This window comes from Bowmanella denitrificans (assembly GCF_002887595.1).
GTDB lineage: Bacteria > Pseudomonadota > Gammaproteobacteria > Enterobacterales > Alteromonadaceae > Bowmanella > Bowmanella denitrificans.
The window spans coordinates 574,506-598,758 of record NZ_PEBU01000001.1 but is presented as its reverse complement, the minus strand read 5'-3'; the positions used below and the strand labels follow the sequence as shown (position 1 = coordinate 598,758).

General features: G+C 50.3%; 21 protein-coding genes and 1 tRNA gene. 15 read left to right on the top strand and 7 right to left on the bottom strand.

Annotation, left to right across the window (positions count from 1 at the left end; genetic code table 11):
- Positions 1 to 11: 11 nt before the first annotated feature.
- Both grxC and CSR04_RS02735 read right to left on the bottom strand, forming a co-directional pair.
- Positions 12 to 275 (bottom strand): glutaredoxin 3, encoded by a 264-nt coding sequence (gene grxC / locus CSR04_RS02740; protein ID WP_102794679.1) that lies wholly within the window; start codon positions 273 to 275, stop codon positions 12 to 14.
- Positions 276 to 311: 36 nt separating this feature from the next.
- Positions 312 to 737: a rhodanese-like domain-containing protein gene (locus CSR04_RS02735; RefSeq protein WP_102794678.1), complete on the bottom strand. Its 426-nt coding sequence runs from the start codon at positions 735 to 737 to the stop codon at positions 312 to 314.
- Positions 738 to 923: 186 nt separating this feature from the next.
- On the opposite strand from CSR04_RS02735, the gene CSR04_RS02730 reads away from it, so the two are divergent.
- The 4 genes from CSR04_RS02730 to CSR04_RS02715 all read left to right on the top strand — a co-directional run bounded on the left by CSR04_RS02730 (position 924) and on the right by CSR04_RS02715 (position 4,262).
- Entirely contained in the window at positions 924 to 2,123 is a 1,200-nt protein-coding gene (locus CSR04_RS02730; RefSeq protein WP_245921316.1) for a murein hydrolase activator EnvC family protein, read from the top strand.
- Between the two features lie 97 nt (positions 2,124 to 2,220).
- Positions 2,221 to 2,982 (top strand): divergent polysaccharide deacetylase family protein, encoded by a 762-nt coding sequence (locus CSR04_RS02725; RefSeq protein WP_245921314.1) that lies wholly within the window; start codon positions 2,221 to 2,223, stop codon positions 2,980 to 2,982.
- A 5-nt stretch (positions 2,983 to 2,987) separates the two neighbouring features.
- Positions 2,988 to 3,776: an SDR family oxidoreductase gene (locus tag CSR04_RS02720; RefSeq protein ID WP_102794677.1), complete on the top strand. Its 789-nt coding sequence runs from the start codon at positions 2,988 to 2,990 to the stop codon at positions 3,774 to 3,776.
- Positions 3,777 to 3,872: 96 nt separating this feature from the next.
- Entirely contained in the window at positions 3,873 to 4,262 is a 390-nt protein-coding gene (locus tag CSR04_RS02715; RefSeq protein WP_102794870.1) for a MerC domain-containing protein, read from the top strand.
- On the opposite strand, the gene CSR04_RS02710 is transcribed toward CSR04_RS02715, so the two are convergent.
- The 3 genes from CSR04_RS02710 to asd are packed head-to-tail and all read right to left on the bottom strand — an operon-like array spanning position 4,259 to position 6,708.
- The gene (locus CSR04_RS02710; protein ID WP_102794676.1) at positions 4,259 to 4,969 is read right to left on the bottom strand and encodes a glycerophosphodiester phosphodiesterase; all 711 of its coding nucleotides are present in this window, start codon (positions 4,967 to 4,969) and stop codon (positions 4,259 to 4,261) included. The genes CSR04_RS02715 and CSR04_RS02710 overlap by 4 nt on opposite strands.
- Before the next feature lies 1 nt (position 4,970).
- Positions 4,971 to 5,849, bottom strand: coding sequence for a DMT family transporter (locus CSR04_RS02705; protein ID WP_102794675.1), 879 nt, complete (start codon positions 5,847 to 5,849; stop codon positions 4,971 to 4,973).
- 1 nt (position 5,850) lies between these two features.
- Positions 5,851 to 6,708 carry an archaetidylserine decarboxylase gene (asd, locus tag CSR04_RS02700; protein WP_245921311.1) on the bottom strand — a complete coding sequence of 286 codons (858 nt, stop codon included), beginning with the start codon at positions 6,706 to 6,708 and terminating at the stop codon, positions 5,851 to 5,853.
- A 199-nt stretch (positions 6,709 to 6,907) separates the two neighbouring features.
- On the opposite strand from asd, the gene CSR04_RS02695 reads away from it, so the two are divergent.
- A complete protein-coding gene (locus CSR04_RS02695) occupies positions 6,908 to 8,731 on the top strand; it encodes a 5'-nucleotidase C-terminal domain-containing protein (RefSeq protein WP_102794673.1) in 1,824 nt (607 codons plus the stop codon).
- Positions 8,732 to 8,766: 35 nt separating this feature from the next.
- Here CSR04_RS02695 and rsgA read toward each other — a convergent pair whose 3' ends face one another.
- Entirely contained in the window at positions 8,767 to 9,801 is a 1,035-nt protein-coding gene (gene rsgA, locus CSR04_RS02690; RefSeq protein WP_102794672.1) for a small ribosomal subunit biogenesis GTPase RsgA, read from the bottom strand.
- A gap of 95 nt (positions 9,802 to 9,896) precedes the next feature.
- Between rsgA and orn the strand changes: the two genes are divergently transcribed.
- Positions 9,897 to 10,442, top strand: coding sequence for an oligoribonuclease (gene orn / locus CSR04_RS02685; protein ID WP_102794869.1), 546 nt, complete (start codon positions 9,897 to 9,899; stop codon positions 10,440 to 10,442).
- A 130-nt stretch (positions 10,443 to 10,572) separates the two neighbouring features.
- Positions 10,573 to 10,648 (top strand) — tRNA-Gly (locus CSR04_RS02680).
- 37 nt (positions 10,649 to 10,685) lie between these two features.
- Here CSR04_RS02680 and CSR04_RS02675 read toward each other — a convergent pair.
- Complete coding sequence (locus CSR04_RS02675; RefSeq protein ID WP_172449208.1) at positions 10,686 to 11,624, bottom strand: response regulator; 939 nt, start codon at positions 11,622 to 11,624, stop codon at positions 10,686 to 10,688.
- A gap of 221 nt (positions 11,625 to 11,845) precedes the next feature.
- Here CSR04_RS02675 and CSR04_RS02670 point away from each other — a divergent pair, with 221 nt between their 5' ends.
- The 8 genes from CSR04_RS02670 to ilvN all read left to right on the top strand — a co-directional run bounded on the left by CSR04_RS02670 (position 11,846) and on the right by ilvN (position 24,252).
- Positions 11,846 to 12,877 carry an HD-GYP domain-containing protein gene (locus CSR04_RS02670; RefSeq protein ID WP_102794670.1) on the top strand — a complete coding sequence of 344 codons (1,032 nt, stop codon included), beginning with the start codon at positions 11,846 to 11,848 and terminating at the stop codon, positions 12,875 to 12,877.
- A gap of 47 nt (positions 12,878 to 12,924) precedes the next feature.
- Positions 12,925 to 18,489, top strand: coding sequence for a response regulator (locus CSR04_RS02665; protein WP_102794669.1), 5,565 nt, complete (start codon positions 12,925 to 12,927; stop codon positions 18,487 to 18,489).
- Between the two features lie 84 nt (positions 18,490 to 18,573).
- Complete coding sequence (locus tag CSR04_RS02660) at positions 18,574 to 19,167, top strand: hypothetical protein (protein ID WP_146027087.1); 594 nt, start codon at positions 18,574 to 18,576, stop codon at positions 19,165 to 19,167.
- 165 nt (positions 19,168 to 19,332) lie between these two features.
- Positions 19,333 to 19,827 (top strand): DUF4442 domain-containing protein, encoded by a 495-nt coding sequence (locus tag CSR04_RS02655; RefSeq protein WP_102794667.1) that lies wholly within the window; start codon positions 19,333 to 19,335, stop codon positions 19,825 to 19,827.
- 119 nt (positions 19,828 to 19,946) lie between these two features.
- Positions 19,947 to 21,203, top strand: a complete 1,257-nt coding sequence (gene nhaD, locus CSR04_RS02650) for a sodium:proton antiporter NhaD (protein ID WP_102794666.1) — start codon at positions 19,947 to 19,949, stop codon at positions 21,201 to 21,203.
- Positions 21,204 to 21,360: 157 nt separating this feature from the next.
- A complete protein-coding gene (locus CSR04_RS02645) occupies positions 21,361 to 21,729 on the top strand; it encodes a MaoP family protein (RefSeq protein WP_102794665.1) in 369 nt (122 codons plus the stop codon).
- Positions 21,730 to 22,036: 307 nt separating this feature from the next.
- On the top strand, positions 22,037 to 23,755 hold the full coding sequence (locus CSR04_RS02640) for an acetolactate synthase 3 large subunit (protein WP_102794664.1): 1,719 nt from the start codon (positions 22,037 to 22,039) through the stop codon (positions 23,753 to 23,755).
- Entirely contained in the window at positions 23,755 to 24,252 is a 498-nt protein-coding gene (ilvN, locus tag CSR04_RS02635) for an acetolactate synthase small subunit (RefSeq protein WP_102794663.1), read from the top strand. The genes CSR04_RS02640 and ilvN overlap by 1 nt, the downstream gene beginning before the upstream one ends.
- The last annotated feature ends 1 nt before the right edge of the window (position 24,253 follow it).

Genomic DNA, 24,253 nt, shown 5'->3' with positions numbered 1-24,253 from the left:
CCTAAAAGTGTTCAGGCCTGCGCGGCCAGTAATTCGTCCAGTTGTCCCCGGGCATCCAGAGCCAACATATCATCACATCCACCAATATGGCGCTCGTTGATGAAAATCTGCGGCACAGTATAGCCGCCGTTTGCCCGTTGAATCATCAGATCACGCAACTCGGGCTGAAGATCTATGGGGTATTCCTGAAAAACCACCCCTTTACTGGTCAATACCTGTTTGGCACGCACACAATAAGGGCAATAATTCTTGGTATAGATTTCCACTTTTGCCATGATTAACCTCGCATTGGCATCAACAACAATCCGCCGTTACTTGGCTACAGGTAAATTGGCACTCTGCCAGGCGTTCATGCCGCCTTTCAGCACCGAAACCTGACTAAAGCCGGCTTTCAACATTTGTAAAGCCGTACGCTTGGCCGTCATTCCCATGGCACAGACCACAATAATGGGTTTGTCCTTGTTGTTTTCAAGGGCTGAAAACTCGCCTTTATTGAGTTTTTCTGCCGGAATTTGTTTAGCACCCAGTATGTGGCCCTTCTTGAACTCATTTTGACTGCGAATATCCAGCACCAATGCGTCCTGCTTGTTCATTAATAATGTGACGTCGTGCGTACCCAGTTCTTTGACCGGGGAGAATTTACTGCTGACCAGGCTGTAGACCAGCAATACTGCCAATGCCACCCAGGCACTGGAAAGAAGATAATGGTTACCGATAAATTCGATAAACTGCTGCATATTGGGCTCGCCTATTAAACAAGATAGGTAAAAAAATGACTGCAAAGTATATAGAAAACCGCCACAGAAGCCAGTCCCCTGTCTACTCTGAAATTGTCGTGATGGGGTGCCAAGTCTTTGCCTGGCAAGCTGCAAATTGGTATAAATTGCCGCGGTAATGACCAACCTTATGGACAGGAGAAACCAGTGCCCTATACCCGCAGTGCTCTGACAAATCAGCTTAATTCCCGGCTCAGGTTGGTCAGGCTGCTTATGCACTGGGTTTCTTTAACCAGCAAGTGTCTTGGTCTGGTGTGCTTTTGCCTGTCTGGGCTGGCTTTTGCTCAAGAAGATCCCGACCAACAACTCAAAGCTTTGCAGGAACAGATTAAAGAACGGCAACAGCAACTAGATTTGCGTCTGGCTGATGCCAGGGAACTGGAAAACGTCTTGCAAAAAGCAGAGAAAGACATCGCCAGTTTGGTTAAGGATATCAATACGACCCGCCAGCGTTTGCAAACCAATGAGAGCCAACAGCGTAAATTGCAAAGCGAGGAAGCCGAATTGTTGGGCAAAATCCGCCAGCAACAAGATGCGCTGGGCGATCAACTTCGTAGCGCCTATATGAGTGGTCAGCATGACTTCACCAAGATGCTGCTCAACCAGGAAGATGCCGGCAAGCTGGAACGTATGCTCAGCTACTACGGTTACCTGAATAAAGCCCGTCTTGAACAAATTCGCCAGTTTACTGCCATGGTGGACAGACTGAAAATGGTACGTTCTGAGCTTCTTGCAAAACGCGATGAGCTGGCCAAATTGGAGCAGGTACAGGATGCCCAGCGCCAGCTAATGGCGTCTCAGCAACAAAAACGTGAAGGCACATTGAAAGAACTGGCAAGTCGCATTGACAGTGAAGCCGCGCAGATAGAGCAACTGCAGATTAATGAACAAAACCTGATCCAGGCTATTCAGCGTGCCGCCGAGCTGGCGGCCAGGCAAAATCAGACCTTATCCGGACTGGATGGTATGCAGGGGACGCTGCTGAAGCCAACCGACGGGCGTATGCGAGACTTGTTTGGTAAGCACCGACAGGGCCAGGTACGCTGGAAGGGGGTACTTTTTCAAGGCAGTACGGGGGATTCAGTGCGTGCAGTGCATCATGGCAAAGTGCTATTTGCTGACTGGCTGCGGGGCTTTGGTTTAGTCACAGTGATAGATCATGGTGACGGCTATATGAGTTTGTACGGCTATAATCAGGCGCTGTTAAAAGGCGTTGGCGATTCCGTGGAAGCGGGCGAAGAAGTCGCCTTACTGGGGCAAACCGGTGGACAATCCAGCCCGGCATTGTACTTTGAACTGCGCCACAAAGGTCAGGCGGTCAGCCCGGCGCGCTGGCTGAGTGATTAAATAGCAGGTTATCAATTTCCATACTTCTGCTGGCTTGGTATCTGCCAAGAATACTGGCATGCTAAGCTAAGAAAGATAGGAAAAATAATAAGTCTGAGTGTTGATAAAATACGCCTGTGCGCTGCTGATATTGTTAACGGCCCTTCCTGTTTGGGCTGGCCGGGTTGTTGTTATTATTGATGATATGGGTTATCGCAAAGATGACAGCCAAGCCTTTGCACTTCCAGCCGAAGTCACCTTTGCCATCTTACCCCACACGCCTTTTTCCCAGACTTATGCGGATTTAGCCAAAAGCCAGCGTCGTGATGTGATTTTGCACATGCCCATGGAAGCCTTGGCAGGCAATAAGCTGGGGCCCGGTGCACTGACCTCTGATATGGCCTCAGACTCCATACAGCATGAACTGAGTGCGGCATTGCAATCGGTGCCTAATGCCATTGGTCTGAACAATCATATGGGCAGCAAACTGACACAATTAAGTCAGCCGATGGATGTTACGATGCGCTTTTTGCGTGAACGGCAGATGTTCTTTGTGGACAGCCGCACCACTCGCTTCAGCAAGGCTGAGCAAATTGCTCATCGTCATGGGGTACTCAGCGCCCATCGCCATGTATTTCTTGATCATATCCAGAGTGAAGAACATATTCAGGCACAGTTTGAACGCCTGATCCGTATTGCACGCAAATACCCTTATGCCATTGGTATTGGCCATCCCTATAAGGAAACGCTGGTTTTTTTGCAAACTCGTCTGCCTCAGCTGGAAGAGATGGGCATTGAATTACTGCCTATTAGTGAACTGATGCGGGAAAAACATCTGGCCTTGGCAGAGCAGGCTGTATCACAACCCTTAACGGAATAATCAGTATGAAGGTTCAAGACAAGCATATCTGGCTGACAGGGGCATCCATGGGGATTGGTGAGGCATTGGCACGGGCCCTGGATGCCCAAGGCGCCAGACTGATCCTCAGCGCCCGCTCGGCCGATAAACTGGCAGTGCTGCGAGCGTCATTGAAACATCCGCAGCGGCATAAAATTGTGCCGTTAGATTTATCCAGGGCAGAGACTTTGCCTGACGTGGTGGCACAAACTGACCTGTCAGATGGCTTGGATATGCTGATTAACAATGGTGGAATTTCCCAGCGTGGACCCGCAGCACAAACGCCCCTATCAGTGCAGCGTCAGGTGATGGAAGTCAATTATTTTGGCACTATCTGCCTCACTCAGGCGCTGTTACCTGCCCTGCGTCAGAATCAGGGCATGCTGGTGAATATTGCCAGCGTGGCAGGCAAAGTGGGTGGTCATGGGATGTCTGGATATGCGGCGTCCAAACATGCACTGATTGGTTACATGGATTGCTTGCGCGCCGAAGAAACCCATCATGGCGTGAAAGTGCTGAATGTTTGCCCGGGCTTTGTGCAAACCAACATTTCTGTTAACGCCCTTACCGAAAGTGGCCAACCCTACGGCGAAGTTGCTAAGTCCATTGCTGAAGGGATCAGCGCCGCAGATTGCGCTCAGCAAATTATCCTTGCTATACACAAAGACAAGTTTGAAGTGGTTATTGGTAAGGGACTGAGCGCTTTGGCACCTTATATCAAACGCTGGTTTCCGAATTTCTTTTTTCGACTTAGTGTCAGAAAAAACATTCGATAAATCAGTTGCTTAAATTTGTTTGGCAAGATCGTCTATTGCCAATTTTGGTAAATGTTATACTATAACGGGCTCTGAAACCTCGTTATGCTGTGGATTATGTCGAACAAAAGCAACAATTTGCTGGATAAAATGGGCATCTGGGCTTCCAGCCTGTGCGCATTGCATTGCCTGCTGTTGCCGGTTTTAATCCCTCTGCTGCCTTTTGTCGGAGCCAGTTTCTTTGCCGATGCCTGGTTTGAGCGCAGCATACTGACGGTATCGATGATCATCGGCTTCTGGGCGCTGCTGTCTGGTTTTTATCATTACCACAGACAGATTTATCCCCTATACAGCCTGGTTCTGGGTGGTTTGATTTATTGGAATAAGGACATGTTCGGCCACGAATATGAGCCGTTCACTATTGCTGTGGGCGCAGTGTTGATTATTGCCGCCCACCTGATCAACCTGAAGCTCTGTCAAAGCTGCCGTCAGTGTGACGATCATTAAGCTGGCTGTTGTTCTGACTCAGCCAGCCAGTGCAGTGCCTTATCTGGTACATTAGTAAAAATACCGTCCACTCCCCAGTTCTTAAGCATCTGCATATCCTGCGGTTCATCCACCGTGTAGACATAGGTTTTTAAACCCCGTGCTTTGGCATCCTGCACAAATTCAGCGCTGGTGAAGGCCACATCCGTATGCACCGACACGGCACCCAACTCCTGGGCAAAGGCCGCATAATCTAATGGACAACTGGCCGTCAGGGCGCCAATGGCAAATTCTGGCCGTAAGCGACTCAGCTGCGCCAGCAGGTGATGATCAAAGGATGAAAACAACAAATGCTGATGTGCTATGCCCAGGCTCTCGCAGGCACCGTCAAGCTGTTGCAGAAAGAGCGCTAAGTCCTTGATGCCTTTTAGTTCAATATTCAGCAAGCAGCGGTTTGCTGTCAGCGCCATCACTTCCTCTAAGGTTGGCACCTGCTGCCCTTCCCCGGCATCCAACTGGCGAATCTGGGCTTCGGTCATCTGGTCCAGCCGGCCAAATCCGTTGGTGGTGCGCTGCACCCAAACGTCATGAATAACCCAGCACTGTCCGGCTGCCTGAATAACATCAATCTCAATGCCCTGTGCGCCCATTTGCAATGCGCAATGCATGGCTTTCAGGGTGTTCTCCGGGGCCGCTTTACTGGCACCGCGATGGGCGAATATCAGCATATCAGCTTTGTCCTTTAGCGGGATGCAACTTGTTCGCGTTAATGGTTTCATAAATGGCCGCACTAATGACCATAATCCCACCTACCAGAGTTTGCCAGCTCGGTTGTTCATTCAGGACCAATATCGCCAGTATTACGCCATACAAAGGCTGCATACAGGCTACCAGCGAGAAAGTTTTGGCGCGCAGGTGTATCAGGGTGTAAGCCACCAGGGCGTGAGGGGCGGCGGTGCAGATGGTGCCAAGCAGCAGCAACATCAGATAAGTATGTTGTGATGCCTGATAAAGCTCGGCAGAGCCGAACCAGCACAAGCACAATACGATCACCAGGGTCTGATAGGTCATGGCCTGGGCCCCACCATAGTGGGAAAAGTATTTGCGGTGCAGCAGATTGCGCAAAGCATACAACAGGGCGGAAAATACCCCGACCGCAATTCCCAGGGTCACCTCATTGCCCAGAGACGCTTCAGGTACAATCAGGCCAATGCCTGCCAGCACCACTACCGCACTGACCAGATCCTGCCAGACCAGCCGAATTCCCTCAAAAAAAGGTTCCAGCAATACAGTAATAACCGGAAAGGTGAAAAGCGCGATCATGCCCACGGATACCGAGGAGTATTGCATGGCGGCAAAATAGGTGACCCAATGCACCGCCATCAGACTACCAAGCAAAATGGCGATGCCCATGTCTCTGGGGCGCTGAAAGCGCAGACTACTGCCGCTTATTCTGACCAGTAGCGCCAGCACCACAAAAGCAATGGCCGCCCGTCCTAAGGTAATATCCAGGGCCGACAGCGGAATAATACGGGAAAACAGTGCGGTGGCACCCAGCAGTATTACCGCCAGGTGCAATGACCACAGGCTTTTTTTAACCGGGTCCACGTCAGGATTTCAGGGTGGCGAATGGCTGACCTAAACGTGTTACGTCACCAGGCTGCAGGTTTTCCAGCTCCACCATGCCAGGTTCAAATACCGCGACTATGGTTGAGCCTAGCTTGAATAACCCCATTTCCTCGCCTTTTTTCAGCATCACGGCATTGTTGCCCTGGGCTGGATATTGCCAGCGTTGCACCTGCTTACCTGTTGGTGGTGTGACAGTACCAGCCCATTTAGTTTCAATGCTGGCCACAATGGTGGCACCCACTAATACCAGCCCCATTTTGCCATGCGGTGTGTCAAAGATACTTACCACCCGCTCATTACGGGCAAATAAGCCGGGCACATGTTCAGTTGTCAGAGGATTTACCGAGAACAACTCGCCGGGCACATACAGCATATCGGTTAGCTGCCCGTCCATTGGCATATGAATACGGTGGTAATCGCGGGGGGATAAATAAATGGTGGCAAAGGTGCCGCCTTCAAAAGGTTTGGCCAGCTCGGCATCGCCGCCAAGCAGAGCGGTAAGGCTATAGTTATGGCCTTTGGCCTGGAATATCCGATCTGCATCGATATCTCCGGCCTGGCTGACCGTGCCGTCTACCGCATGGGCCAGTTTATTTTCATCCTGAACAATTTCCCGTACTCCCTTTTTCAGCGGACGGGTAAAGAATTCATTAAAGCTTTTGTATTTGGCCGGATCGGATTGCTTCGCTTCCTGCATATCCACCTTAAACTGCTTGATAAACAGTTTAATAAGCCAGGTAGTAAGAAACCCCGCTTCTGCAGCGGCTAACTTGCCCACCAGACGGGACACGGCATGCTTAGGAAGCAGATACTGAAGGCTGACCTTAATTGGCTGCACGTTTTTCTTTCCTGATGAAAATAACCGCGGGGATTGTACCCTAACCATCCCGGCCAGTCGAAATACCAAAAAGCTCTCAACCAGAATTTACGGGTCAGACAGCAGTAAATCTTAATGAGACATAAATAAACTATTCACACATCCGCCATAGACTGCCAATCAACCTATCCCGCCTAACCCATTCGATGTTGGAGAAACTATGAAACCTGCGCTTTGGTCCTTACCTGTTCTGGCTGGCATGCTGGTCGCTTGCAACAATGATAATAAGCCAGACCCTGTCTTGCCGCTGCCAAACCATCAGCCCATCAGTCTGAAGATCTTGCATACCAATGATCACCATTCTTATTTTGAAAGTCAGACCATGGATCTGGCTCTGAACTACGATTCAGAGTCACAGGGTAATGAGAGGGTCCGGGTGCAACTGGGCGGCTTTTCCCGCATTGCCAGTGCCATTGAAGAATATCGGGATGCAAATACGTTGGTGCTAAATAGCGGGGAGTTGAATGGAACGCTGTACTTCAGCCTGTTTAAAGGCAAGGTCGATATTCAGGTATTCAATTACCTTGGTCTGGACGCCTACCAGCTCGGTAATCACGAATTCGACGAAGGGGATGCGCATCTGGCCGAACTCATTGATATGGCGAGTTTCCCGATTCTGGCCGGTAATGTGCATCCTACCGAGCAAAGCCCACTGTATGGCAAGCCAATCATGCCCAGAGTGATAAAAGATATCGAAGGTGAAAAAGTCGCCATTATAGGCGTACTGAAAGTGGAGAAAACCCGTGAGTCATCCATGGTCAGTGATCAGGTTAATTTCACCGACGAAGTCGAGTCGGTCAAGGCTCAGGTCAAGGAACTGGAGGCCGAGGACATCAATAAAATTATAGTGCTCAGCCATCTTGGTTATGAGTTCGACCAACAATTGGCCAGCCAGGTGAATGGCATTGATGTCATTATAGGCGGCGACACTCACGATGTTCTGGACTCGACCGGAGAACTCACCGGGATGGGGATCGCCGTGGATGGTGAGTATCCCACCCAGGTAAGCAATCCCGAAGGTAAGCCGGTTTATATTGCCCAGGCTTGGGAATATGCCAAAGGGCTGGGGCGTCTTAACGTGAACTTCGACGCCCAAGGCAACGTAGAAACGATTCAGGGCAACTTAGAGTTATTGGTTGCAGACCAATTTCAAGTGCAGGACGCAGAAAATAAATGGGTTGCCGCTGACCAATCACAGCAGCAAGCCATCCTTCAGGAAATCGGGACATTAACCAGTATTCGCACTATTGCTGCGGATCCAGCAGTAGATGCCATTCTGGCGCCTTACAAACTGGAACTGGAGAGCTTCAAACAGTCACAACTGGGCCAAGTGGACCAAACCATGCCTTTTACTCGTATCCCGGCAGCCTTCAGCAACGGTGAGCAGCCTTCTGGCAGCTACGCTGCGCAAGTGGTTGCCGACGCGTTTCTGCATTATATGCCTAAGGCTGATGTGGCGATTCAGAATGCCGGTGGAGTCAGAGCCGAATTGCATCAGGGCCAGTTTACTGTGGCAGACGCTTACCAGATTCTGCCGTTCTCCAATACTGTGGTGACCTTGGACCTGACCGGTGCGGAAATTCTGCAGGTGCTGAATGAAGCGCTCGATTATGCTCAGGGTATCAGTGCTTCAACCGGCGCCTTCCCTTACTCGTCACATTTGCGTTACGACGTGGTGTTAAATGCCGCAACCGGGCAAGGCATAAAGAATCTGGAAGTCAAAGACAGACGCAGCAATCAGTGGAAACCTATTGATCTTCAATCCATCTACTCTGTTGCAACCAATTCCTTTACGGCCCTGGGCAAGGATGGATACCTGACCTTCGCAAAGGTCAGAGAAACCCGGCCCGATGCCTTTGAACAATCCGATGTGGTGTATGCGGTGCCGTTGCTTGAATATTTCCGTGATGTTTTGCCAAATCACAACCTACCGGCTTTGGATTGGCAGGAATACTGTCTCAAGTCTGTCAGCATTGCGCCGTAACGCATAGGGTCACCTGATAGGGTGACCCTGTTTCTTTACTTGGGGGGCTTACTATAAGATGGGCGCTGTTCGTCCATACCTGACAATATCTTGTGGTAGCTGTCAAAACGCGCCTGGCTGATTTTGCCCTGCTGCGCCGCATCACGCAGTAAGCAGCCGGGATCGTCACCATGCTTGCAGTCACGAAATTTACAGCCACCGAGAAAATCACGAAATTCGCGGAATCCCCAGATTAGCCTTTCATCTGGCAGATGCCATAAAGAAAATTCTCTTACTCCTGGCGAGTCAATCAGATTACCGCCGCCAGGGAAGCGCAATAGTTTGGCCGCAGTGGTGGTATGTTGGCCCAGACCGGAATTATCCGATACATCGCCAATGGCCTCTTCTGCTTCAGGTAGCAGCTTATTAACCAGACTGGATTTCCCTACGCCGGACTGGCCGACAAATACACTGGTTTTGTCCTTGAGTAAGGCGGCCAGTTGCTCTATGCCTTCGCCGCTTTTGCAACTGACAAAGCACAATCGGTAACCAATATCCGCATATAGTTTAAGCTGCTGTTCAATTTCACTACGTTGTTCAGCACTCAGCATGTCCACTTTGTTGAGCAAAATCACCGGCTCAATCTGAACATCTTCGGCTGCCACCAAGTAACGATCGATAATATTCAGCGATAAGCTGGGTAGCACCGCGCTGACGACAATAATCTGGTCGATATTGGCGGCGACAGGTTTGATACCGTCATAGTAGTCGGGCCGGGTGAGCACGGATTTACGCTCTTGCAGTGCTTCAAGCACACCGCTGACATTGAGGGTCTGGTCTTTGCCCGGTCTGAACAGCACCTGGTCACCACATACCACCCCTTCCACATTGCGGCGTATATGACAGCGATATACTGTGCCTTGTTCGTCTTCAACATCGGCATGCTGTCCAAAACGCCCAACCACCAAACCGGCTCGGGACGGCAACAGGCTATCGTCGGCTGGGCCGACTTCCTTGCCACTTAAGCGCTTCTTCAGGTTACTGGAAACCTGACGCTTCTGGCGCTGTGTTAATTTGTTTCTTTTTGCCACTTGGGATGCGAATGCTTTACTATGACGGCCTGATACGGGACGCCCAGTGTACCTTGCAACATAAGCAAATACCAAAAGATAAAGGCAGGCGAGACATGACACAGAATGCTGACAACCTGGTGTGGATTGATATGGAAATGACAGGATTGGATCCAGAGCGGGAAAAAGTCCTGGAAATTGCCACTATTGTCACTGACAGCCAGCTTAATGTGTTGGCCGAAGGACCGGTGATTGCCATACATCAAAGTGACGAGGTACTGAACGGCATGGACGAGTGGTGCACTCGTACTCATGGTAACAGCGGCCTGACCCAACGCTGCCGGGACAGCCAAATCAATGAACAGCAGGCCGTTGCGCAGACCCTGGCATTTCTAGCCGACTGGGTACCGCAAGGCAAGTCACCGCTATGCGGTAACAGCATCGGTCAGGACCGGCGATTTATGGTGCGCCATATGCCTGAGTTGGAAGCCTATTTCCATTACCGCAATGTCGATGTCAGCACCATTAAAGAGCTGGTCAGGCGCTGGAAGCCGGAGTTGCTTAACCAATTTACCAAGCAGGGTACCCATCTGGCCCTGGATGATATTCGTGAGTCTATCGCCGAATTGCAATTTTATCGCCAGCATGTGTTCGCCATTTAACGGCAAATAGCTGCCTATAAAATCGTCGGTCAGCAAGATTTTTCAAAATAGCCCTTGCGTCTGACCGGTATTTTTGTAAAATGCGCCTCCGCTTGAGGTAGTTAAATTTACCTTAAAGCGTTTCAGAGTTGCGGGAATAGCTCAGTTGGTAGAGCACAACCTTGCCAAGGTTGGGGTCGCGAGTTCGAGTCTCGTTTCCCGCTCCAAATTTTCCTCATTCTTTGTATTATTTAAGTCATCCACTTAATTGCGGCTATTTTTCAACTGCTCCAGTTCTTCTTTTAGTAACACATTATCCTGCATGGTATCCAGCATATTGCGCATTTCCCTGAGCTGCGCAGTCAGGGTCATATGAGTTCGCACTCTGGCATGTAATACCGGTGGATTAATAGGTTTGGTGATATAGTCCACGGCGCCCAGTTCAAAGCCTTTCAGCATATCGTCGGTTTGATCCAGTGCAGTTAAAAAAATAATAGCGATATGCTGGGTAAAGGGATTGAGTTTTAAGCGGCGGCAGACTTCAAAGCCATCCATATCCGGCATCATGACATCCAGTAATATCAGATCGGGCAAGGGATCTGACGAGCAGATTTTCAGGGCTGTTTCACCACTGGTTGCAGCGCGAACTTTGTATTCCTTACGCAGGATGTCGCTGATGAGTTGTATGTTGTCTACCACATCGTCCACCACCAGAATGCGTAAAGGCTCTGCTTCGACTAATGCGTCATTGAGCTTATCGACTTTTTCGGCTACCGCAGAGGTGCGCTTAACCGGGTTAATCAGTGCACGTTCAATGCGAGCATGCAGGATCTTGGCAGAAAAGGGTTTGACCACATATTCGGACACACCCTGTTTAATAGCCTGGACAACCTGACTTTGTTCTATGTTGGCGGAGATCATCACAAAGGGCACGCTGAAATTTCGCTTGCCATTGCGTACGTGCTGGAGCAATTGAATACCATTCATTTTAGGCATCAACAATTCGGACAACACCAAATCCACATCTTCGCTTCTGAGCAACGATAGAGCGTGTTCGCCGTTACTGGCGCCAATCACGTTAGCAAAGCCCATCTCAGATACCATTTTAGCTACTGTGGCTCGCATGCTCTCAACCGGCTCCACAACCAAGGCGGTCATGGCAGCGTAGGACTTAGCCTGGGGTGTGGCTTTGCTTGTCGACATGCTAAAACTCCTTATACGCTGAGGTTCTCCAGGTGCTCTGCAATTAAAGTTAAGCGAATTCCCGTCGTTCGTCATTAAAAATGACTAGACTCAGACTTTACGCTTGGTTGAACTGAACCAGACGCTTACAAGGACGGTGAGACGTCAATGACTAAAAACAAGGTTACGTTGTTACTGCAAAAGCCCCTAGTTATAACAAAAAGCCTGAGGGAATCCGGATAATGCCTCAAACGGACAAAGCAACCATATTGGTCGTTGATGATACCCCGCAAAATATAGACGTTTTAACCGGCATTTTGCGCGCGGATTATCGGGTGAAAGCGGCCTTAAACGGTGCTCTGGCCCTGAAAGTCGCCAGCGCAGACCCTCGTCCGGATCTTATTTTGCTGGATGTGATGATGCCGGATATGGATGGCTATGAAGTGTGCCGACAATTGAAAAGCCGTATCGAAACCCAGGCCATCCCGGTTATTTTTGTGACGGCTAAATCTGAAGAACAGGATGAAGCACTGGGTTTCAGTCTCGGTGCTGTGGACTATATCAGTAAACCAGTTAACCCGCTGTTGGTGCTGGCTCGGGTAAAAAGCCAACTGGCTTTATACAACCAAGCCAGGCATCTTGAAAACATGGTTCAGCAACGCACCAGAGAGCTCAATGAAACGCGTCTGGAAATTATTCGTCGTCTGGGCCGGGCGGCAGAATTTAAAGACAATGAAACCGGTATGCATGTGATCCGCATGAGCTGGTTTTCACGCTTTCTGGCTGAGCAAATTGGCCAACCCGACACCTGGTGTGAATTGTTGTTTAATGCTGCACCTATGCATGATATTGGCAAGATTGGTATTCCTGACAACGTGCTGCTGAAACCCGGTGCTCTGGATGCAGAGCAATGGCAGATGATGCAGCAACATGTGCAGTTTGGTGCGGATATTCTTGGCGACCACCCTTCCCCTTTATTGCAAATGGCTCGTGAAGTTGCCCTGTTTCATCATGAAAAATGGGATGGTAGCGGTTATCCCCATGGCGTAAGTGGTACAGATATCCCTCTGTCGGCACGTATTGTGGCCATTGCAGATGTGTTTGATGCGTTGACCAGCAAACGCCCATACAAAAACGCCTGGACAGAGGAGCAGGCTGTAACCTTACTGAATGAGCAAAGTGGCAAGCATTTCGATCCACAACTGGTGCAAGAGTTTGTTGGTTGTTTGCCGCAGATTCGCGATGTTCAGGCCAGATATACCGATGATATCTGAGTTAACACGCCTGATATAAGGGGTAATTAGTGGTAAGGACAAAGATCTTGCGGCATCTCACCTGTTTTCGCCTGGTATGGCTTGTCTGGTTGTTGTTCAGTTCAGTTAATGTACTGAGCCAGCCCCAGAAAACCGAAGAGCTGTCAATCTACAATGGTCTGGCCAATCCGCAGATTTATGCGGTAGCTAAGGACCAACAGGGCTTTTTGTGGTTTGGCACTGCAGACGGCGTAAAGCGCTATGATGGCTATGGATTCAGCTCATTTCGGCACAATGATAAAGATCCTACGTCCCTGTCGAAAGACAATGTCGGAGCAATGTTGAACGACTCAAAAAACCGTCTTTGGGTAGGAACCTGGGGAGGCGGGCTTAATCTCTATCTTGCGGATAGTCAGTCCTTCAAGCATTTTCGCCATCACCCCGATCAGCCTGATTCACTTGGCGCGGACAAGGTACAGTCGCTGTTCGAGAGCCGTTCAGGAGAGATTTGGGTTGGTACCAATGGGGGGGGGCTTAACCTGTTTGATGAAAAAAGCGGGCGTTTCCGCCGTTATCAACCGGACCCTGCCGACCCAGGCAGTCTGGGCAGTGATCGGATTTGGGGAATCAGTGAGGACAGCCAGGGTTTTATCTGGGTGGCGACCTCCAATGGTCTGTACAAGCTGGACAGACAAAAACAGAAATTTGAAAAATTTGGCGTTGCCGACGGTATGCTGGACCACCCAGAGGTGCGCTCTCTGTATATCGACCCCCTGGACAGGCTTTGGATATCCACCCGGCTTAGCTTTGGTCGCTTCGACCCCGAAACGGCAGTTTACCATCGCCTGACCTTGCCGGATGGCGAGTTACCCAGTGTTAATAGCATGACCCGCCAGGGTGACAGATTGATTCTCGCCACACTGGCGGGCATTTATTATTTCCAGTTATCTTCACAGCGTTTTGTGGCGGCGGATTTGCATGAACAGTGGGCACTGCTGGGTAACAGGGATGTTCGTCAGGTGTTGGTGGATGACACCGGACTACTTTGGGCCGCTACCCGGTATTCCGGGGTTATTAAAGTTTTCCCTGGCGAGCCTTCTTTTCGCAGTTGGAGCCGTTATTTGCAGGATCAGCGCTTATCTGGCTTGTATTCCCAGGTATTGTCAATTACCGCTAACCGCCAGGGCGGATTATGGTTGGGAACCGGCAAAGGCCTGGTAGCCTTTGATGGAGAAAGCAGATTTACGCCTATTGAAGATGAACACCTGCCTGGTGAACTAACCCGTTTCCGGGTGAAAAGTATGGCGTACCTGAGCAATAACGATCTCTATCTTGGCACCGATGCCGGGGTTTATCGTCTGTATGCTGATCAGCAGGAAATTGAACCAGTTTCGCTGTCCTGGTTAGGGGGCCAGAGCCATTCTATTGAGTGGGTAGCAGCCGATGAGCATGATCGACTGTGGCTGGTGCTGTCATTTTCCTCACAGGTATTCAGATGGGACCCGGCCACGAATCAGGTTGAATCATATCTGGATAATATTGACCCCACTTTTACCTTTGTTGACCGCCAGGGTTTGGTCTGGGTAGGCACGGCAGGGGAAGGGTTGTTCAGAATTAATGTTAAAAGCGGCGACATTCAGCACCATAGACCCGGCTCTGCGCCTGGTGAGTTAAGTGACGGGCATATCAACGCGGTCATGCAGGAAGATAATGAAACTTTCTGGTTTGCTACAGACAGCGGCGTGGAGCGTTATTCCACCCGAAGCGGAACATTCAGCAGCTTTCGTCATATGGCCGAAGAAGAAGGATTCTCGGTGCAGTCTATGGCAATGGACCGGGAAAGAAGGATCTGGCTGGCGACATCCCATGGCGTGTTCCGTCTTGCCCCTGACTCTGGTGCTTTTCATCATTTCACCACCAATGATGGGTTAAACAGCAATAGTTTCCTGGCCCGCTCTGTTCATCAAAGTGGCGAGGGCAAAGTCTACCTCGGCAGCATTGATGGCATCACTGGCTTTGATCCGTTAAAAGTGAAGGTCAATGACGTGCCTCCCCCCTTGGTGATTACCTCAGTCAAAATCGACGGTCGGACACAATCTTTCCCTCTTCCCGATATTTTAAATGTGCCGCCGGATTTTAAGAGTCTGAGTATCAGTTTTGCGGCACTGGATTATCAGGCCAGTGAAGACAACAGGTATAAAACCAGGCTATTGGGTTACGAGGAAGACTGGCAACATCGTACCGCAGCCAATCAGATTAACTATGGTCGCTTGCAACCAGGAGATTATCGGTTTGAGGTTGAAGGCAGTAACAACCATGGCGTGTGGAGTAACCAGTCGCAATTCTTATCAATTCGGGTGCTGCCGGCCTGGTACCAAACCACCGAGTTTTTGCTATCAGCACCATTAACCCTGATTGTGCTGGTAACGGCACTGATAGCCTATCGGGCCAGGCAGCACCGACTGACACAACAATATCTGGCCGGACAGGTAGAGCAGCGTACCCACGATATCCTGGTGCTGGGCGATGTGGGCAAAGACATTACCGCCACTTTCGATTTAAACAAAATTGGCAGCATGATTTATGCACGTTTAAGGACAAGCTTGCCAGCGGATACCTTCGCTATAGGTTTGTATCATGCCCAGCAGCAACGTCTGGAGTTTGTGTTTATGCATTGCAAAGGGCAAAGTCTTGATACAGTTGAAACGCTGATCCAGGCAGAAAGCGATCCATTGTCGTGGTGTATCACGCGCAAGCAGGAATTTATTGCGGCTACTGAGCAGCAGTGGCAGGACAAAGCCATGTCCAGTGCCCAGAATCTCAATGGCGAGCAAACCCAAACGGTGGTTTGCTTGCCACTAATGGCCGGCCATGACGTGCTGGGGGTCATGACGGTACAAAGTGACCAGGCCGACGCCTTTGACAGCGCACAGATTAACATTTTGCGTGTGGTGGCCAGCCACACCGCCGTAGCGCTTTCCAACAGCCAGTCCTATCGCGAACTGATCGAAACCAAACAACGTTTTGAACTGGCCATGGTGGGTGCCAATGCCGGCTCCTGGGAGCTGGATACTAAAAGTGGGATTCTACTGACTAACGATATCTGGGCCACCATGTTGGGATATGACAAAGCCGAGTTAGAAGCTCGCTTTGACAATCGTATTGAGCAAATCATGCAATTGGTGCATGACGATGATAAAGCCCAGGCAAAAAATGCGTTGCGTAAACATCTGGCTGGACATACCAGTATTTACCGGGCGGAATTTCGCATGCTGACCGCTGGCGGTCAGTGGAAGTGGATCCTCAGTGTCGGCAAAGCGCTGGACGCCCGCGCAGGAGAGTTGGCCCGGCATGTATTTGGTATCAACCTGGATATCAGCGATGCCAAGGCTATGGAAGCGGATTTACTTGAGGCCAAGGACAAAGCAGAAACGGCTACTCAGGCTAAGTCGGACTTTCTTTCCAATATGTCCCATGAGATCCGCACACCGATGAATGCCATCATAGGTATGAGTCATCTGGCTTTGCAAACCCATCTGGATCGTCGTCAGCACAATTACATATCCAAAGTGCATCGCAGTGCCGAGGCGTTACTTGGCATCATCAATGACATTCTGGATTTCAGCAAAATTGAAGCCGGCAAGCTGGACATAGAAGCCGTGGAGTTTCGTCTTGAGGATGTGCTGGACAACCTGATCAGCCTGGTGGGCATGAAGGCGGAAGAAAAAGGCATTGAGCTGCATTTTGACGTGGCGGCTGATGTGCCTACCGCTTTAATTGGTGACCCGTTGCGTTTGGGGCAGATACTCACCAACCTTGGCAACAATGCCGTGAAATTTACCGAAACGGCCGGTGAAATTGTGGTGGCGGTACAAAGCCTGGAACAGGATAACGAACAGGTACAACTGCAGTTTTCGGTGCGCGATACCGGGATCGGTATGTCGGGCGAACAGCAGGCCAAGCTATTTCAATCCTTCAGCCAGGCTGACAGTTCCATTACCCGCAAATATGGCGGCACGGGTTTGGGGTTGGCCATCTGCAAAACCCTCTGCGAACTGATGGAGGGGCGAGTCTGGGTAGAAAGCCAGGCGGGTGCTGGCAGCACTTTCCATTTCACCCTGCGTCTGGGTAAGCAGTGCGGCATCCAGTCGCAGCGCGTTAGCCTGCAAAATGAACTGGGCCCGTTGCGGGTATTGATTGTGGATGACAATCTCACTGCAAGAGAAATACTTGCCGAGCTGCTGGCAGGTTTTGGTTTTCGTACCGAGCAGGCAAATAGCGGTGCAGCAGCTGTGACTATGGTGGCGCAGGCGGCAGCCAGCGACCCGTTCCAACTGGTTTGCATGGACTGGCGTATGCCTGGTATGGATGGTGTGGAGGCCAGCCAGCAAATCTTAACCGAGCTGCAAATGCCTCACCGACCAAGAATTATCATGGTAACTGCCTTTGGCTGTGACGAGGCGCGCCTGGCATCGCGGCATCTGCCTATTAGCAGTTATCTGATTAAACCCGTTACTCGCAGTGGCATGCTCAACGCCGTATTGCATGCAATGGGCAAAGGTGAATTGGCTGACCCCGCAAATGTCACTGCCAACAATGCTGCTCAGGACGCCAGGCAGAAACTGCAGGGGGCGAAAATATTGTTGGTGGAAGACAATGAGCTGAACCAGGAGCTGGCCATGGAGCTGCTTAGCAGCAGTGGTGTTCTGGTCAGTCTGGCCTGCAATGGCCAAGAAGCACTGGATGCCCTGCAAGATAACCACTTCGACGGCGTATTGATGGATTGTCAGATGCCGATGATGGACGGTTATCAGGCTACCCGCTTGCTGCGTGAGCAGCCCAAATGGCAATCTTTGCCGGTTATTGCCATGACCGCCAATGTGATGGCCAAAGATATTGAACGGGCTTTGGATGCCGGTATGAACGACCATATCGCCAAACCCATAAACGTCAATCAGATGTTTATGACTCTGGCAAAGTGGATTGTGCCGGCCCAGCCATTGGCTGGGCCGCAGCAGGTGCAAACCGCTGTAGCGGCAACAGAGATTGCTCCGATTGATGGGATTGATGTGCAGGCTGGCCTGGCCACCACACAAAACGATGTGCGGTTGTATCAAAAGTTGTTGCAGCGTTTTAGTCAAGGTAATGCAGATTTTGGCGTACAAATCGAAGCGGCCCTGGCCGCAGGCGATATACCAGCGGTAGCGCATATGGCGCACACCCTTAAGGGTACGGCAGGTAATATCGGCGCCAGGGAACTACATGCCAGGGCCGGAGCTCTTGAACATGCCTGTCAGGGCGCTACACAACAGGCCCCTGAACTGCTGGCGGCACTGCAAGACGAACTCAATCTGGTACTAACAGCCCTGCAAGCCAGTCACTCAGAACAGCAAGAAAACCATGAACAGGCTTTCGATGCCGCCAGGGTTGCCTCGTTATTGAACGAGCTTGACGCGCTGATCGCCGATTACGACACCGATGCGGTGGACATCCTTGAACAGCTTGAGCCCATGTTGAAAAACGGACCACATCAGACGCAATTGCGCCAGTTAGCCGGTTATATTGACAGTTATGACTTTGACGCTGCGGCAGAGTCATTGACCCGTCTAAAAGGTGAATTGCAGTTATCTTGAGATGTTGATCATGATAGAGGAAGTATCATCAAACCGGCTTCTGGTGTCGGTGGAGGGTCTTAATTTGTAGATATTGAGGCTAGTATGAGCCTCATTTCAGGACGCTACATGAAACAAATATTTCTGTCTCTTTTACTGTTTTGCTCTTTCCCCGCTTTCAGCAAGGATTGGCATTGCTTTTCTTATGAAAATGCCCTGCGGGGCGTGAATAATTACGGCGAAGTGCATATTAAGCATAAAGAATATGTCGAAGATGAAAAACGCAATAAAGTGCTGGATAGATTGTTTCATGAAGACCAGCAACAACGTCGCAATAAAGAATTCACCTTTTATCAAGATATAGAAAGAGCAGAGATTGTCTTCAAGGAATACAAGCAAGGGCGATTGAACCACTATTGTGATTTCTATCAGGCAGCCATTATCTTTATGCATCATCCTGAAGGCCGTTATCTGGAATTAGCCTCTGAACTGGCTGGGCAGGCTTTGGCATTGGGCGGGAACATTCAACCTCTTCGATGGCTCAGATGTGCAAGTGAAGACAGGCTTCTCTGGCATTTAGGCAAACCTCAGATATGGGGTACGCAGGAGCAGTTGATTGAAGGGCAATATAGTCAAGAGCCTTTTGATACCAGCGCTGTTACGGAAGAAAACCGGAACAGTTGCTTTGATGGGCTGTAAGATAAGCAACTCTTGCTAATCATTAATAACACTCAGTTTGTATCGATAGGGTCTACTCAGCGTCTCAGCAAGAAGCCCTTTACGTTCACCTGATTAAGCAAAATCCATTTGCCTGAGATGGCGGCATCTGGCACTCTTTCAACTGGTCCAACCAGGAGTGTGTTTATGTCTGCCCCCAATCCGCTGCGCCGTCTTATTGATAAAGCCAATACTTACCCGACCTGGCTGAGCAGGCGAATTATCACCTGGGCATTCTGCAGTAAGGTAAAGTTGGCGGGTACCGCGGGCCTGGAGATCCTGTCTACCGATGGACGCACAGTGACCATGCGCCAGCGTAACCTGAAAAAAGCCCAGAATCATATTGGCAGTGTACATGCCGCTGCTATGGCACTACTGGCTGAGTCGGCCACGGGCTTTATCTTCGGTTTGAATCTGCCGGGCGATAAACTGCCACTGATTAAGTCCATGCAGATCTGCTATCTAACCCGCGCCCAGGGTGATATGCAGGCCGTGGCGCGCATTAGTGATGAGCAGATTCAGGCCATGCAATCCCAGGAGCGGGGGGAGGCGCTGATTGCTGTCACTGTTACCGACAGCACCGGCGCACAAACCATTGAGTGCGATATGCTGTGGGCTTGGGTGGCGAAGAAGTCCCGTTAAGCAAGCCACCAGGCCAATGCCAACAAATCTCTAGCAATCCATTAACCAAATGGATAATAGGCATAGGCTGGCTGATGGTTTAAAATCCGCCGCCATTGTAAATCACAAGGCAACAGCGCATGAGTGGCGTGGAGATTTTTCTAATCGGCCTGGCCGTGCTGGCCTTGCTGGGGGTGATTTTTGAAGAAGTTACCCATATCAGTAAAGCCAAAATCACTTTATTTACCGGCACCCTTTCCTGGGTCATCCTTTATCTGAGCGCCGCCACCGACAGTGCCACCGAGCTGGTGAACCACCATCTGGAAGAGAATATCGCGGAAATTGCCAGCCTCTGGCTATTTCTGGTGGCGGCCATGACCTTTGTTGCCTATCTGAATAAAAAGCGCATGATTGAAAGTCTGATCAACAAACTGTTGCCCAGTCGCATCAGCGAACGCAATTTGTTGTTTATGACCGGTCTGTTTGCCTTCTTTTTCTCATCCTTGGCCGACAATATCACCGCAACTTTAGTGTCAGTAGCGATGATTTTGCCGTTGGGACTGTCAAAAGATAAAGTGCTTAAGTTTGCGGTACTGGCGGTGTTTGCCGTTAACTCAGGTGGTGTGGCGTTGATTACCGGTGATGTTACCACCCTGATGATCTTCCTGGATGGCAAAACCGAAATTCAGAATCTACTGTGGCTGAGCTTACCGTCATTGTGTTCGGTGTTGCTGCTGGCGGCCATGCTGTCCTTTGGCATGCAGGGGCAGATTACTCTGAGCAGAAAGCGCATTCCGGTCAATAAAGTGGATATGCTGATTGCGCTGGTATTTCTTGCAACTATCCTGATGACGATTCTGGGCAATATTGCCTTTAAGATTCCGCCGGTACTGAGTTTCATGTGCGGGTTGTCGGTGATGTTTCTTATGGCGCACTTTCTGCGTAAGGACAATGACGAAGATCCTATTCTGGATTATATCCGTCGTATCGAGTTTGATACGCTGCTGTTCTTCCTGGGCATTCTGCTGCTGGTGGGTATGCTTAAGCAGATTCAGGTGCTGGATGTACTGCTGAAGATCTATGAGGTCATGCCGCTGCCTGTGGCCAACTATACCTTGGGCGTATTGTCGTCTTTTATTGACAACGTGCCTTTGACCGCAGCGCTTTTGAAAGCGGATATCCATATGGATCCTGGCGCCTGGTTAAGCCTGACCTATGCGGTCGGCGTGGGTGGTTCGCTGCTGGTGATAGGCTCGGCGGCTGGCATAGTGGCTATGAGTAAAGTGCCAGGACTGACTTTTGGCCGTTTCGCTAAATACAGTTTGCAGTTGATTATTGCCTACAGCTTTGGTTATTTGCTGGTGCACTGGCTGGGCCAATATTTGTTCATTCAATAAAAAAATGGGGGGACATTACAGTTTTTTGTTGACAGTCCCCCATTTTAAAACTATCTAGTCCTTGGCAATTGCCCATATCCCTTGGGCCACGCTGCCTGTACCAAATCTATTGGTATCATTCCTGATGTTGATGACTTTTTAGTTGGGGATGCCCGTCATGGCCAAACAAACGAAAGAACAGCTGTTGAAACGCCAATTTCTTGATCCAAAGAATTACCCTTATGGGTTTTCCCGATCCGGGGATTTTTCTATTGCCGAAAGCCAGGCGCTTAGCCGCTACGGTTGCCTGATTGCTGCTTTAGTGGATGGGCATCTTGCTCCTGAAACTGAGGAGGACGAAGGATACATTGCCGCCGCCAGAGGTGACAGAGAGCCTCAAAGCGCTGCAGAAAAAGCCTGGTGCAAATATCAGAAGCGCATAAACCGCCCCAAAATGGGCAGTATCTATGGCACTAAGTCCCGTGGCATGGGTGACAATGAAGATATGGGTGAAGACTCAGACGTCGAAATCGAATTGGACGACTAGTCAAACTCAAAGGATATGTTAACAAAAGGTTGACATATCCTAATTTTCGCATTCTCACCCCTGGTTTCGGGATATTCATCCTATTTATTCTCTATATTGGGATAGATATCTCACTTTTGCCGCTTTTACTGTTTAAAATTTTCTCCTCCTTCAGTATAGTTTTCTTCCTCTTAGCAGCAGTGATCTGGCGATGGCGCTGGTCCTCAGCCATGCTGGTGCTTTGGCAAAAAAGGGGGATGCCCCGATACAAAACATGACAGTCGGGTAAAGACGCCCGCATCTGTCAGAAGCAACGGGAGAATAGCCAGTGGAGATGATGTCAGGCGCCGCGATGGTGGTCAGAGCGCTGAAAGATGTAGGGGTTAAACATGTATTTGGTTATCCGGGCGGTGCCGTGCTGGATATCTATGATGCCCTATATGCTCAGGAAGATGTTCAACATATTCTGGTGCGCCATGAGCAAGCTGCCGCGCATATGGCGGACGGCTATGCCAGAGCCACCGGGCAGACTGGTACTGTGCTGGTGACCTCTGGCCCGGGTGCAACCAATACCCTGACCGGGATCGCCACAGCTTATATGGACAGTATTCCGATGGTGATCCTGTCCGGTCAGGTGCCTTCCATGCATATCGGTGAAGATGCCTTTCAGGAAACCGACATGGTGGGCTGTTCCCGGCCTATCGTGAAGCACAGCTTTCTGGTTAAACGTGCGGTGGACATTCCCGATGCCATTGCCAAGGCCTATTACATTGCCAATACCGGCCGTCCTGGTCCTGTGGTGGTGGATCTGCCCAAAGATGTCGTGAATGTGCTGGAGTCGCATCCTTATCAGTTTCCAGACAAGGTACAGATGCGTTCCTATAACCCGACAATCAAGGGGCATATGGGGCAGATTAAAAAAGCCCTTAAAACCTTGTTGGATGCCAAGCGCCCGATACTCTATGTGGGTGGCGGGGCCATCGCCTGTGACGCCAGCAGCCTGGTTACCGAGCTTGCTGAAAAGCTGCACTTGCCGGTTACCAATACCCTGATGGGCCTGGGAGCCTTCCCTGGCGATCATGAGCAATGTCTTGGCATGCTGGGTATGCATGGCACCCTGCAAGCCAACAAAAGCATGCACAATGCTGACTGTATTCTGGCGCTCGGTGCCCGCTTTGACGATCGCGTAACGAACAATGTGCAGAAATTCTGCCCGCACGCCACCATTATTCATGTGGATATTGACCCGGCTTCCATATCCAAAACGGTGAATGCGCATATTCCGGTGGTGGGTTCGGTTAAAAGTGTGCTGACGCAGTTTTTCGAGCAGATGCACGAAATTAATGAAACCGAACGCAAGGAACAGCTTGCCGACTGGTGGGAACAAATCGCCGCCTGGCGCGCGCGTAACTGCCTGGCCTATAAAACCAGTGACGAGCTGATAAAACCGCAGCAAGTTATCGAGTCTCTGTATCGGCATACCCAGGGCGATGCTTATGTCAGCTCCGACGTAGGTCAGCATCAAATGTTTGCCGCGTTGTATTACCCCTTTGCCAAGCCGCGACGCTGGATCAACTCCGGCGGTCTGGGCACTATGGGATTTGGCTTACCTGCAGCCATGGGCGTACAGTTTGCCCATCCTGAAGCCGTGGTGGCCTGCGTAACAGGCGATGGCAGCATCCAGATGAATATTCAGGAACTGTCCACTTGTATGCAGTATGGTTTGCCAATCAAGATTATCTCTATTAACAACCGTGCTCTGGGTATGGTACGCCAATGGCAGGACATGATTTACAAAGGCCGACATTCCCATTCTTATATGGATTCATTGCCAGACTTTGTGAAACTGGCCGAAGCCTATGGCCATGTTGGGATCCGCGTGGACAAGCCGGAAGAACTGGACGCCGCCATGGCGCGCTGCTTTGAACTGAAAGACAAACTGGTCTTTATGGATATTGCCGTGGACCAGAATGAACATGTTTATCCCATGCAAATCAAATACGGCGCTATGGATGATATGAGACTAAGCAAGACGGAGCGCACCTGATGAGAAGAATTATTTCTGTATTGATGGAAAACGAACCCGGTGCCCTGTCACGTATAATTGGTCTGTTTTCCCAGCGGGGCTATAACCTTGACTCATTGTGTGTCGCGCCCATTGATGATTCCAGTCTGTCCAGGCTGACGATCACCACTGTGGGTGATGACAAAGTCATTGAGCAGATCACCAAACAGGTGAATAAGCTGATTGACGTATTGAAAATTTCAGATCTTACCGACGGCAGCCATGTTGAGCGGGAGCTTATGTTGGTGAAAGTGGCCACCCGCAGTGATGCGATACGGGATGAAGTGAAACGCACGGTGGATATCTTCCGTGGTCAGGTGGTGGATATTACCCCGCGTAATTACACTATTGAGATAACCGGCACCAGCGACAAACTGGACGCATTCGTGCAAACCATGGCACAGACTGCAGAAATCGTTGAACTGTCGCGCACCGGCGTGTGTGGATTGTCTCGTGGCGAGAAAGCCATGCGCCCCTGAG

Excerpts from the sequence above, each read along its gene's own strand:
- CSR04_RS02710 (WP_102794676.1), bottom strand. The coding sequence starts at position 4,969 with ATGCTGATATTCGCCCATCGCGGTGCCAGTAAAGCGGCCCCGGAGAAC.
- CSR04_RS02655 (WP_102794667.1), top strand. The coding sequence starts at position 19,333 with ATGTCTGCCCCCAATCCGCTGCGCCGTCTTATTGATAAAGCCAATACT.
- CSR04_RS02670 (WP_102794670.1), top strand. The coding sequence starts at position 11,846 with ATGCCTCAAACGGACAAAGCAACCATATTGGTCGTTGATGATACCCCG.
- CSR04_RS02720 (WP_102794677.1), top strand. The coding sequence starts at position 2,988 with ATGAAGGTTCAAGACAAGCATATCTGGCTGACAGGGGCATCCATGGGG.
- CSR04_RS02695 (WP_102794673.1), top strand. The coding sequence starts at position 6,908 with ATGAAACCTGCGCTTTGGTCCTTACCTGTTCTGGCTGGCATGCTGGTC.
- CSR04_RS02660 (WP_146027087.1), top strand. The coding sequence starts at position 18,574 with ATGAGCCTCATTTCAGGACGCTACATGAAACAAATATTTCTGTCTCTT.
- nhaD (WP_102794666.1), top strand. The coding sequence starts at position 19,947 with ATGAGTGGCGTGGAGATTTTTCTAATCGGCCTGGCCGTGCTGGCCTTG.
- CSR04_RS02645 (WP_102794665.1), top strand. The coding sequence starts at position 21,361 with ATGGCCAAACAAACGAAAGAACAGCTGTTGAAACGCCAATTTCTTGAT.
- CSR04_RS02715 (WP_102794870.1), top strand. The coding sequence starts at position 3,873 with ATGTCGAACAAAAGCAACAATTTGCTGGATAAAATGGGCATCTGGGCT.
- orn (WP_102794869.1), top strand. The coding sequence starts at position 9,897 with ATGACACAGAATGCTGACAACCTGGTGTGGATTGATATGGAAATGACA.
- ilvN (WP_102794663.1), top strand. The coding sequence starts at position 23,755 with ATGAGAAGAATTATTTCTGTATTGATGGAAAACGAACCCGGTGCCCTG.
- grxC (WP_102794679.1), bottom strand. The coding sequence starts at position 275 with ATGGCAAAAGTGGAAATCTATACCAAGAATTATTGCCCTTATTGTGTG.
- CSR04_RS02675 (WP_172449208.1), bottom strand. The coding sequence starts at position 11,624 with ATGTCGACAAGCAAAGCCACACCCCAGGCTAAGTCCTACGCTGCCATG.
- CSR04_RS02735 (WP_102794678.1), bottom strand. The coding sequence starts at position 737 with ATGCAGCAGTTTATCGAATTTATCGGTAACCATTATCTTCTTTCCAGT.